The sequence below is a fragment of the Catellatospora methionotrophica genome, assembly GCF_011297335.1.
GTDB classification, from domain to species: domain Bacteria; phylum Actinomycetota; class Actinomycetes; order Mycobacteriales; family Micromonosporaceae; genus Catellatospora; species Catellatospora methionotrophica.
Map to the genome: position 1 here is coordinate 74830 of NZ_JAAOTJ010000017.1, position 10335 is coordinate 85164.

General features: G+C 71.9%; 11 protein-coding genes. 9 read left to right on the forward strand and 2 right to left on the reverse strand.

Features of this window, described 5'->3' with window-relative positions; all coding sequences use genetic code 11:
* Positions 1–2: 2 nt before the first annotated feature.
* Both HAV40_RS29225 and HAV40_RS29230 read left to right on the forward strand, forming a co-directional pair.
* Positions 3–839: a GNAT family N-acetyltransferase gene (locus HAV40_RS29225; RefSeq protein ID WP_166386866.1), complete on the forward strand. Its 837-nt coding sequence runs from the start codon at positions 3–5 to the stop codon at positions 837–839.
* 126 nt (positions 840–965) lie between these two features.
* Positions 966–1481 (forward strand): hypothetical protein, encoded by a 516-nt coding sequence (locus tag HAV40_RS29230; protein WP_166386868.1) that lies wholly within the window; start codon positions 966–968, stop codon positions 1479–1481.
* A 212-nt stretch (positions 1482–1693) separates the two neighbouring features.
* Here HAV40_RS29230 and HAV40_RS29235 read toward each other — a convergent pair whose 3' ends face one another.
* Entirely contained in the window at positions 1694–2914 is a 1221-nt protein-coding gene (locus tag HAV40_RS29235; RefSeq protein WP_166386870.1) for an NAD(P)/FAD-dependent oxidoreductase, read from the reverse strand.
* Positions 2915–3116: 202 nt separating this feature from the next.
* On the opposite strand from HAV40_RS29235, the gene HAV40_RS29240 reads away from it, so the two are divergent.
* The 7 genes from HAV40_RS29240 (at position 3117) to HAV40_RS29270 (ending at position 9816) form a co-directional block, all read left to right on the forward strand.
* Positions 3117–4460 carry a glutamine synthetase family protein gene (locus HAV40_RS29240; protein ID WP_166387006.1) on the forward strand — a complete coding sequence of 448 codons (1344 nt, stop codon included), beginning with the start codon at positions 3117–3119 and terminating at the stop codon, positions 4458–4460.
* Between the two features lie 2 nt (positions 4461–4462).
* Entirely contained in the window at positions 4463–5806 is a 1344-nt protein-coding gene (locus tag HAV40_RS29245; RefSeq protein WP_409365010.1) for an aldehyde dehydrogenase family protein, read from the forward strand.
* A 90-nt stretch (positions 5807–5896) separates the two neighbouring features.
* Positions 5897–6661: a 3-oxoacyl-ACP reductase gene (locus HAV40_RS29250; RefSeq protein WP_166386873.1), complete on the forward strand. Its 765-nt coding sequence runs from the start codon at positions 5897–5899 to the stop codon at positions 6659–6661.
* A 5-nt stretch (positions 6662–6666) separates the two neighbouring features.
* Positions 6667–7410: a gamma-glutamyl-gamma-aminobutyrate hydrolase family protein gene (locus tag HAV40_RS29255; RefSeq protein WP_275413521.1), complete on the forward strand. Its 744-nt coding sequence runs from the start codon at positions 6667–6669 to the stop codon at positions 7408–7410.
* 177 nt (positions 7411–7587) lie between these two features.
* Positions 7588–8145, forward strand: coding sequence for a pyridoxamine 5'-phosphate oxidase family protein (locus HAV40_RS29260; RefSeq protein WP_166386877.1), 558 nt, complete (start codon positions 7588–7590; stop codon positions 8143–8145).
* 10 nt (positions 8146–8155) lie between these two features.
* Entirely contained in the window at positions 8156–9013 is an 858-nt protein-coding gene (gene map / locus HAV40_RS29265; protein WP_166386879.1) for a type I methionyl aminopeptidase, read from the forward strand.
* 107 nt (positions 9014–9120) lie between these two features.
* Positions 9121–9816 carry a VIT1/CCC1 transporter family protein gene (locus HAV40_RS29270; RefSeq protein ID WP_275413524.1) on the forward strand — a complete coding sequence of 232 codons (696 nt, stop codon included), beginning with the start codon at positions 9121–9123 and terminating at the stop codon, positions 9814–9816.
* A gap of 38 nt (positions 9817–9854) precedes the next feature.
* Here HAV40_RS29270 and HAV40_RS29275 read toward each other — a convergent pair whose 3' ends face one another.
* Positions 9855–10319 carry a nitroreductase/quinone reductase family protein gene (locus HAV40_RS29275; RefSeq protein WP_166387010.1) on the reverse strand — a complete coding sequence of 155 codons (465 nt, stop codon included), beginning with the start codon at positions 10317–10319 and terminating at the stop codon, positions 9855–9857.
* Between the last annotated feature and the right edge of the window lie 16 nt (positions 10320–10335).

Sequence of the window (10335 nt, forward strand, 5' to 3'; positions counted from 1 at the left end):
TCATGCTCACCCTTCCGGTGCGGCAGCTGGCCGAAGCTGACCGCGCCGCAGTGGAACGCCTGCTGGCGGCGTACCCGATCGCGGCGGCGCAGGTGGCTGAGCGGGTAGCGACACGTGGCCTGGGCTGGCGCGCCGACGGGCGGCTCTACGGCTACGGCAACCGCCGCCATCCCGAGGCGGTGCTCTGGTCAGGCGGCCAGGTGTCCCCGGTCGGCGCGGACGCCGCCGCGATCGCCGCGTTCGCCGAGCTGGCCTCCGGGCAGCCACGCGTGTGCGCGTCGCTGGTGGGGGAGTCCGAGGCGGTGCTGGGCATGTGGGACCTGCTGCGGCCCGCCTGGGGTCCCGAGCGCACCGTGCGCGCCCATCAGCCGCTGCTGGTGGTGGAGACCCCGCCCGCGGTCGCCGCCGACCCGCTGGTGCGCCAGGTTCGGCCCGACGAGGTCGACCTCGTGTTCCCTGCCTCGGTGGCGATGTACACCGAGGAGGTCGGCGTATCGCCGCTCGGCGACGACGGGGGGCGTGGTTACCGGGGGCGCGTCGCGGAGCTGGTGAAGGCGGGGCGGTCGTACGCCCGGATCGTCGACGGCACGGTGGTGTTCAAGGCCGAGCTCGCGGTCGTCACCCGGCATACCGCTCAGGTCCAGGGGGTCTGGGTGGAGCCGTCGTGGCGCGGGCGCGGCTTCGCGATCGCGGGGATGGCTGCCGTGGTGCGTGACGCGCTGCGCCGGGTCGCGCCGTCCGTGAGCCTGTACGTCAACGACTTCAACACCCCGGCTCGTCGGGTGTACCAGCGGCTGGGCTTCCGGCAGGTGGGCTCGTTCGCGACCGTCCTGTTCTGAGGGCGGGTGTCGCAGGCGCGCCACGCCGAAGCCACGACGAGTTTCGTGACTTTGAGCACCTGGCTAACTACGTTAAGTAACGATAGTGGCTGACCAGATGTGACGGCCGGCGAGGTGACTACCCCCATGGGGCGGATCGTTAAACAGCTCTCTGACACCACCACGAAGTACTACTGGTATCCCGGAGAGAAGCAGGAGTGGATCCGCGCGGTCGTCGCCATCGGCACCGGCGGCGCTTCCGCGGCCCTGATGATGATGCTGACCCGCAACAACCTGGCAGCAGTGGTGATCGGCTGCTCGGTGACGCTGGCGGTGTCGGGGTTCAACTTCGGCCGCCGGGACGCCAAGGCGCTGTCCGGCTTCCCGAACCTCAGCGACAAGGCCGCCCGCCGCGCGGCGATCTCCCACTCCGGCCGAGCGGCCTGGCGGGCGAGCGCGCACGGGGTCGGCGGCGCGGTGGCCGCGATCGTCGTGCTCAACCTCGCCCACCACGGCTGGCTCGCCGACTGGCTGCTACCCGTCGTACCGGCCGTGGTCGGCGCGCTGGCCCACCAGACCGGCATGATCTGGGAACAGCTCGCCAGCACCGTGACCAGCCCCGGCCCCGCCGCGGCCCCGGCTGCCAAGCCGTCCACCGAGTAGTCCGTCATGATCGCGCCGTCCACCGCGCACTCGTCATGATCGCGCCGTCCGCCGCGCACCCGTCATGATCGCCGTTTCGGGTCATGATCTGCGGTCAGACCTCAGGTTTTGACCCGAAACGGCGATCATGCCCGCGCCGCGCCCGCGCCGCGCCGGCGATGGCCGCGCGGCGTCGGGATGGCCGCGCGGCGTCGGGGGCGAGCGGGGTCGGGTTAGCGGCGGAGGGTGTCGAGGGCGCGGGAGGTGGTCCAGTCGCGGTTGGCGGCGGGGGCGCCGAAGCGGTCGGGGAGCAGGGCGTCGAGATCCCAGCTCGGGGTGCCGGAGGTGATCCACTCGGCGAGGTGGCGCCCGATCCCACCGGACAGGGCCATGCCGTGCAGGCCGAACCCGGCCGCGATCCACAGGCCGGGCAGCGAGGAGCGGCCCGCCAGGGGTACGCCGTCGGGGGTGAACGCTTCCACCCCGTGCATGATCTTGGCGAGTTTGGCGCGGCGCAGTTCCGGCATGCGCTCGCCCGCCAGCTGCCAGATCGGGGCGAACGCCGCGTCGTCGGGCGCGGCCAGCTCGCGCGCCTTGGCCAGCGGTTCGGCGTCACCGGCGGGCCAGGCGGGCACCGGGTCGGGCCGGCTGCCGCCGACGATGACGCAGCCGTTGGCGGCCCGCAGGTAGAGCGACTGCTCGGGGATGCGGCAGGTCGGCGTGCTGTCCGGGTCGAGCGCGGGATGCAGGACCTCGCTGACGCCGTACTGATGGAGGATCGGCACGACGGGGACCACGACACCGGCCATCGCCCCGACCGCCCCGGCCGCCGCCCCCGCCGCGTTGATGACGAGCGGGGTCTCGATGACGCCGTCGCTGGTGTGCACCGCGCGGACCTGCCCGCCGGTCGTGTCGATGCCGTTGACGCGTACGCCCGTGCGGATGCTCGTCCCGTGCGCGACGGCCCCCGCGACCAGCGCGTTCACGAAGTCCTTCGGCCGTACGAAGCCCTCGCCGGGCAGCCAGGCCGCGGCCTGCACGTCGGACAGGTCGAGCCGGGGGGCCAGGTTCATGGTCGCCGACGCGCCGCGCAGTTCCAGCGGCACGCCCAGTTCGTCGGCGCGGCGGGCCAGCCGCCGCAGCTCGTCGACGTGGGTGTGGCTGAGCGCGAGCCGCAGTCCGCCGACCGGACGCCAGCCGGGATCGTGGCCGGTCTCGGCGCGCAGCATCGCCGCCAGCGCGGGCAGGTATCCGGCCAGCCGCGCGTGCCAGCCGGGGCCGTCCGGGCCGCGCATGGAGGTCACGAACCCGGCGGTGTGCCAGGTGCTGCCCTCGGTGAGCTCGTGCTGCTCCAGCAGCACCACGTCGCGCCACCCGGCCCGGCCGAGGTGGTATGCCAGGGAGCAGCCGACCACGCCGCCCCCGATGATCACCGCCCGTGCACTCGCTCCCATCTGGTCAGTCGTACCCCCTCCATCCCCCAAACGGAAGCCCCACGCCACAACTTTGCCCACCCCGCCCCCGCCCGCCCCGCTCCGCTGTCGCAACTCTTAATGACTCGCGGCCTTCGGGCTCGCCTGACGCCGCAAGTCATTAAGAGTTGCGGCGAGAGGGGGTTGTTGACGTGGGTGGGTGGGGGCGGTAGGACTGGTGGGCATGTGGTCGGTGGAGCGCCTGCGCGCGATGGTGGAGGCGGGCGACATCGATACGGTGTTGCTCGCGATGACGGACATGCAGGGGCGGCTACAGGGCAAGCGTCTGCACGCGGCGTACTTCCTGGACGAGGTCGTCGGGCATGGCAGTGAGGCGTGCAACTACCTGCTCGCGGTGGACGTGGAGATGACCCCGGTCGAGGGGTACGCCGTCTCGGGATGGTCGCAGGGGTACGGGGACTTCGTGCTGCGGCCGGATCTGGACACGCTGCGGCCGATTCCGTGGCTGCCGGGCACGGTGCTGGTGATGTCCGATGTGCTGTGGCACGACGCCAGCCCGGTGGTGCAGTCGCCGCGGCAGATCCTGCGCCGCCAGCTGGAGCGGCTGGCCGAGCGCGGGCTGACCGCGTACATCGGGACCGAGCTGGAGTTCGTGGTGTACGCGGACACGTACGAGCAGGCGGCGGCGAAGCGTTATCAGGGGCTGACGCCGGCCAACGGCTACAACGTGGACTATTCGCTGCTGGGGACGTCGCGGGTGGAGCCGCTGCTGCGGGCGATCCGGCTGGGCATGGCCGGGGCGGGGCTGGCCCCGGAGAGCGCCAAGGGCGAGTGCAACCTCGGGCAGCACGAGATCGCCTTCCGGTATGCCGAGGCACTGAAGACGGCCGACCAGCACTCCATCTACAAGCACGGGGCCAAGGAGATCGCCGCCGCGCAGGGCATGTCGCTGACGTTCATGGCCAAGCCGAACCAGCGCGAGGGCAACTCGTGCCACATCCACTTCTCGCTGCGTGACGCGCAGGGGCAGCCGGTGATGGCCGACCACGACCGGCTCAGCCCGCTGGGCGAGCAGGTGCTGGCCGGGCTGCTGGCGACGACGGCCGAGATGAGCGTGCTGTACGCGCCGAACATCAACTCGTACAAGCGATACCAGGCAGGTTCGTTCGCGCCGACGGCGCTGCGCTGGGGGCGCGACAACCGCACCTGCGCGCTGCGCCTGGTCGGGCACGACCACTCGCTGCGGGTGGAGCACCGCTCGCCGGGCGGTGACGTCAACCCGTACCTGGCGATCGCGGCGCTGGTCGCCGGGGCGCTGCACGGGATGGACAACGAGCTGCCGCTGGAGCCGGTGTTCACCGGCAACGCCTACCAGGACCCGGCCGCCGCCCGTATGCCCGCCACGCTGCGCGACGCGCTGCTGCGGTGGGAGTCGAGCGCGGTGGCCCGGGAGGCGTTCGGTGACGCCGTGGTGGAGCACTACGGGCACGCCGCGCGGGTGGAACTGGCCGCGTACGACGCCGCGGTGACGGACTGGGAACTGGTGCGGGGGTTCGAGCGGCTGTGAAGATCATCAACCCGGTCACCGAGGAGCTGATCACCTCGGTGGAACCCGTCGACGCGGCCGGGGTGGACGCGGCCGTACGGGCCGCCGCGAAGGCGTTCGAGAGCTGGCGCGACGTGTCCCCGGGCGACCGGGCCCGGCTGCTGCGGCGTTTCGCGGCCGTGGTCGACGCGCACGCCGAGGAGCTGGCGCTGCTGGAGGTGCGCAACGCCGGGCACACGATCGGCAACGCGCGCTGGGAGGCGGGCAACGTCCGGGACCTGCTCGACTACTACGCGGGCACGCCGGAGCGGCTGTGCGGGCGGCAGATCCCGGTCGCGGGCGGCGTGGACGTGACGTTCCACGAGCCGCTGGGCGTGGTCGGCGTGATCGTGCCGTGGAACTTCCCGATGCCGATCGCCGCGTGGGGCTTCGCCCCGGCGCTGGCCGCGGGCAACACGGTCATCGTGAAACCGGCCGAGACCACCCCGCTGACCGCGCTGCGCCTGGCCGAGCTGGCCCTGGAAGCGGGGCTGCCGCCGGGCGTGCTGACCGTGCTGCCGGGCCACGGCGAGGTCACCGGTCAGGCGCTGGTGACCCATCCGGGCGTACGCAAGATCTGCTTCACCGGATCGGCCGAGGTGGGCCGCCAGATCATGGCCGGGTGCGCCGCCGACCTGACCCGGGTGACCCTGGAACTGGGCGGCAAGAACGCCACCCTGCTGTTCGCTGACGCCGACCTGGAGCGGGCCGCCGCCGCGCTGCCCGGGGCCGTGTTCGACAACGCCGGACAGGACTGCTGCGCCCGTTCCCGGTTACTGGTCCAGCGCGAGGTGTACGACGAATTCCTGGCCCTGCTGGAGCCGCACGTCGCGGCCTGGCGCTGCGGCGACCCGATGGACCCGGCCACCGGCATGGGCCCGCTGATCACCGCCGAGCAGCGCGAACGGGTCGCGGGCTACCTCGACGGGGCGGACGTGCTGATGCGCGGCGACGCGCCCACCGGGGCCGGTTTCTGGCACCCCGCGACCGTGCTGGCCGCCCGCGGCACCGGCGAGCGGCACTGGCGCGAGGAGGTCTTCGGGCCGGTCCTGTCCGTGCTGGCCTTCGACGGCGAGGACGAGGCGCTGCGGCTGGCCAACGACACCGAGTACGGGCTGTCCGGTTCGATCTGGACCCGGGACGTGGGCCGGGCGCTGCGGGTGGCCAGGCGGGTCGAGGCGGGTGTGCTGAGCGTCAACTCGCACTCCTCGGTGCGCTACTGGACCCCGTTCGGCGGGGCCAAGCAGTCCGGCATGGGCCGTGAGCTGGGCCCGGACGCCCCGCTGGCGTTCACCGAGACCAAGAACGTCTTCATCTCCACCGAGTGAAACTCCAGCGGTGCCCCGCCCGCGTCCCGCACGCTGTAAGCACGGGAGATGGGCGCCACCGGTCACGCACGGCGAAAGGCAGAGCAGGGCATGGGGCGGTTGCAGGACCGGGTGGCGGTCATCAGCGGAGCGGCCAGCGGCATCGGCGCGGCCACGGCGCGGCGGTTCGCGTCCGAGGGCGCGTACGTCGTGGCGGTCGACCTCGCCGAGGAGGCCGGTAAGAAGATCGCCGAGGAGGTCGGCGGCGAGTTCGTGCAGTGCGACGTCTCCGACGAGGAGCAGGTCCGCGAGCTGTTCGACGGCGTCGCGGCCCGGCGCGGGCGCGTGGACATCGCGTTCAACAACGCGGGGATCTCCCCGCCCGACGACGACTCGATCCTCGACACCGGGCTCGACGCCTGGGAGCGGGTGCTGCGGGTCAACACCACCAGCGTCTACCTGTGCTGCAAGTACGCCCTGCCGCACATGCTCGCCCAGGGCAAGGGCTCGATCATCAACACGGCCAGCTTCGTCGCCCTGATGGGTGCGGCGACGAGTCAGATCGCTTACACCGCCAGCAAGGGCGGGGTGCTCGCGATGAGCCGCGAGCTGGGCGTGCAGTTCGCCCGGCAAGGGGTACGCGTCAATGCGCTGTGCCCCGGCCCGGTGGCCACTCCGCTGCTGATGGAGCTGTTCGCGAAGGATCCGGAGCGGGCCGCTCGCCGACTCGTCCATGTCCCGATGGGCCGGTTCGCCGAGCCCGCGGAGATCGCGGCGGCGGTAGCGTTTCTCGCCAGCGACGACTCATCATTCATCACCGCCTCCCAGTTCGTCGTCGACGGAGGCATTACCGGGGCCTACGTGACGCCGTTGTGAGCGATGTGACCAGACCGTTGATCGGTATCACCACCTATGTGGAAGCCACCCGATTCCTCGTGCACGACACCCGCGCCGCGGTGGTCCCGTGGGCCTACACCGAGCAGGTCGCCAAGGCCGGTGGCCGGCCGGTGCTGGTGCCCCCGATGGCCGACGGCGGCGTGGAGGTCCTCGACGGCCTCGACGGGCTGATTGTGGCCGGTGGCGCCGACGTCGAACCGGCCCGCTACGGGGAGGCGCAGCACCCGAAGGTGTACACCAATCCCCTGCGTGACGCGGGTGAGCTGCCGCTGGTGCGCATCGCGCTGAAGACGGGGCTGCCGCTGCTCGGGGTGTGCCGCGGTATGCAGGTGATGACGGTGGCGTCCGGCGGGCGGCTGCACCAGCACCTGCCCGACGTGCCCGGCACCGGCGAGCACTCGACCCACGGACCGGTCAAGGTGTACGCCGAGCACCCGGTGCGGTTCGCGACCGGTTCGCGGCTGCGCGAGCTGTACGGGGCCGAGTCGGTGGTGAACTCGTACCACCACCAGGCGGTGAAGGATCCGGGGCGGCTGGTGCCGACGGGCTGGTGCGCCACGGACGACATGATCGAGGCGGTCGAGCACCCGGACCACCCGTTCGCGGTGGGGGTGCAGTGGCACCCGGAGGACATGGCATCCAACGCCCTGTTCCTGGCCCTGGTGGACGCCGCGACCCAGGTGCGCCACGCCCGCGGCTCCCGCGCGGAGTTCTTCGCGACGGTCTGACGCGCCCGGCGGTCGGTCTGCCGTCCCGGTTTTTGATCGACGCTGGCCTATCACATCGACTTTGATCTCGTCTGAGTCGATGTGATAGTCCAGCGTCGATGGGGGGCGGGGTGGCGGGGCGTCCCGTCAGGTGGCCGGGGGCGGCGCGGGGGAGTGGGGCGGGGTAGCGTCGCGGGCATGGGCAAGGTGTACGAGCAGATCGACGACCGGATTCGTGACTTCCTCATGGCGCAGCGGGTGTTCTTCGTCGCCACCGCGCCGACCGACCCCGGCGGGCACGTCAACCTCTCGCCCAAGGGCCTCACCGACTCGTTCGCGGTGCTCAGCCCCCACCGGGTCGCGTACTACGAGTACGGCGGCTCGGGCATCGAGACCGTGGCGCACCTGCGCGACAACGGCCGCATCGTGCTGATGGTGTGCGCGTTCGACGGGCCGCCCAAGATCTTCCGGCTGCACGGGCACGGCGAGGCGGTGCTCGCCGACGACCCGCGGGCCGCCGAGCTGATCACGCACTTCCCGGCTCCGCCGCTGGTCGGCCTGCGCAGCATCGTCGTGATCGACGTCACGCGGGTGTCGGACTCCTGCGGCTACGGTGTGCCCCTGATGTCGTACGAGGGCGACCGTGACCTGCTCGTCCAGTTCTGGGACCACAAGACGCCCGAGCAGCGCGAGCACTACCAGGCGACCCGCAACGCGCACAGCATCGACGGAGCCCCGGTCTTCGCCGAGCGCTAGAGTTCAGGGCATGAACGGCCGTGCGACGCTGACCCCTGGCAAGCTCTCCCCGTGGCGGGAGGTGCCCGCCCACATCCCCCGTCCCGAGTACGTCGGCCGCAAGCAGCCGAAGCGCTGGGACGGACCGCTCACCCAGGACGCCGAGTCCATCGAGAAGATGCGGGTCGCGGGGCGGATCGCGGCGCAGGCCGTGCAGCTGGCCGGTGAGCACTGCAAGCCGGGCGTCACCACCGACGAGCTCGACCGGCTGGTGCACGAGTTCCTGCTCGACCAGGACGCGTACCCGTCGACCCTGGGCTACAAGGGCTTCCCGAAGTCCTGCTGCACCAGCCTGAACGAGGTCATCTGCCACGGCATCCCGGACTCGACGGTGATCTCCGACGGCGACATCATCAACGTCGACGTGACGGCGTTCAAGGACGGCGTGCACGGCGACACCGACGCGACCTTCTGCGTCGGCGAGGTCGCCGAGGAGGCCCGGCTGCTGGTCGAGCGCACCCACGAGGCCATGATGCGGGGCATCAAGGCGGTCGCGCCGGGCCGCCCGATCAACGTCATCGGGCGGGTCATCGAGTCGTACGCCAAGCGCTTCGGCTACGGCGTGGTGCGCGACTTCGGCGGCCACGGCATCGGCCAGTCGTTCCACAGCGGACTGTTCATCCCGCACTACGACAACCCCAACGCCGACACCATCATGGTGCCGGGCATGACGTTCACCATCGAGCCCATGATCACGCTCGGTTCCATCGCGTACGAGACCTGGCGCGACTCCTGGACGGTCGTCACCAAGGACCGCCGCTGGACCGCCCAGTTCGAGCACACGCTGGTGGTCACCGAGTCCGGCGCGGACATCCTGACGCTGCCGTGAACCCCGACAAGCCCGACCCCGCCGTGACCGCCGACAGCGGCGCGCGCCCGGCCGTGCCTGTCCCGGAACTCGGCACTCCCGTGGCCGAGGCGCGTTCCGCCCAGGTCGTGTCGCCGATCGACCACGAGCACGCCGACGTGTCCGGCGGCTGGCTGCGCGCGGCGACGTTCGGCGCGATGGACGGGCTGGTCACCAACATCGGCCTGATCGCGGGTGTCGGCGGGGCCGGAGTCGGCGCGCAGACCGTCGTGCTCACCGGCGTGGCCGGCCTGGTCGCCGGGGCCATCTCGATGGGGCTGGGCGAGTACGCCAGCGTGCGCACCGCCAACGAGCAGATCGAAGCCGAAATCGCGAAGGAGCGCCGCGAACTCAAGCGCAACCCCGCCGCGGAGGCCGCCGAGTTGGCCGCGCGCTGGATCGAACGGGGCATCTCACCGGACCTGGCCCGGCAGCTCGCCGAGGACCTGCGTACGCAGCCCGACGAGGCACTGCGCATGCACGTACGCGAGGAACTGGGCATCGACCCGGACAGCAAGCCGAGCCCGTGGACGGCGGCGACCTCGTCGTTCGTCTGCTTCGCAGTCGGCGCGCTGATCCCGCTGCTCAGTTACCTGTTCGGCAGCGAGTCGCTGTGGCTGGCGCTGGGCATCGGCGGCCTGGGCCTGTTCGTCGTCGGCGCGCTCACCGCCCGCTTCACCCGCCGCCACTGGTGGGCCGCCGGCCTGCGCCAGCTCCTGCTCGGCGCGGCGGCCGCCGGAGCCACCTACCTCATCGGCTCCGCGATCGGCGTCAGCGCCGCCTGACCCTGGCGTGTCGGGCCGCTGAGCTGGGCTGCGGCCGGTCAGCGGGGGATGAGGCTGAAGATGCGGATCACGCGGTTCGCGGCGCGCTCCTGGTAGGTCGCGTACGCGGGCCACACCGTCAGCAGCAGCTGCCACAGGCGCTCGCGCTCGGCTCCCTCGGCGAGCACGCCGCGCACGGGGATCTCGCGGCCGCCGAGGGTGACCGTCGCGTCCGCGGTGGCGATCAGGTTCACCGACCAGGCCGGGTGGCCCTGCTGTCCCCAGTTCGAGCCGGTGACCACGAAGTTGTCGCCGTCCCTGACGTACAGCAAGGGTTGGGTGCGCGGCTGGCCGGACTTGCGGCCGGTGGTGGTGAGGATCAGCGTGGGCAGCAGGCCCAGCGCCACGACCCGTCCCTTGGTCAGTTTGGCGACCGCGCGGTCGGCCGGGACGAGGAACCGGCCCATGCGGGCGAACCAACGGCGATGACCCAGGTGACGGGCGAGGCGGGGCAGCATCGGCACAGTGTGCCGCAACCAC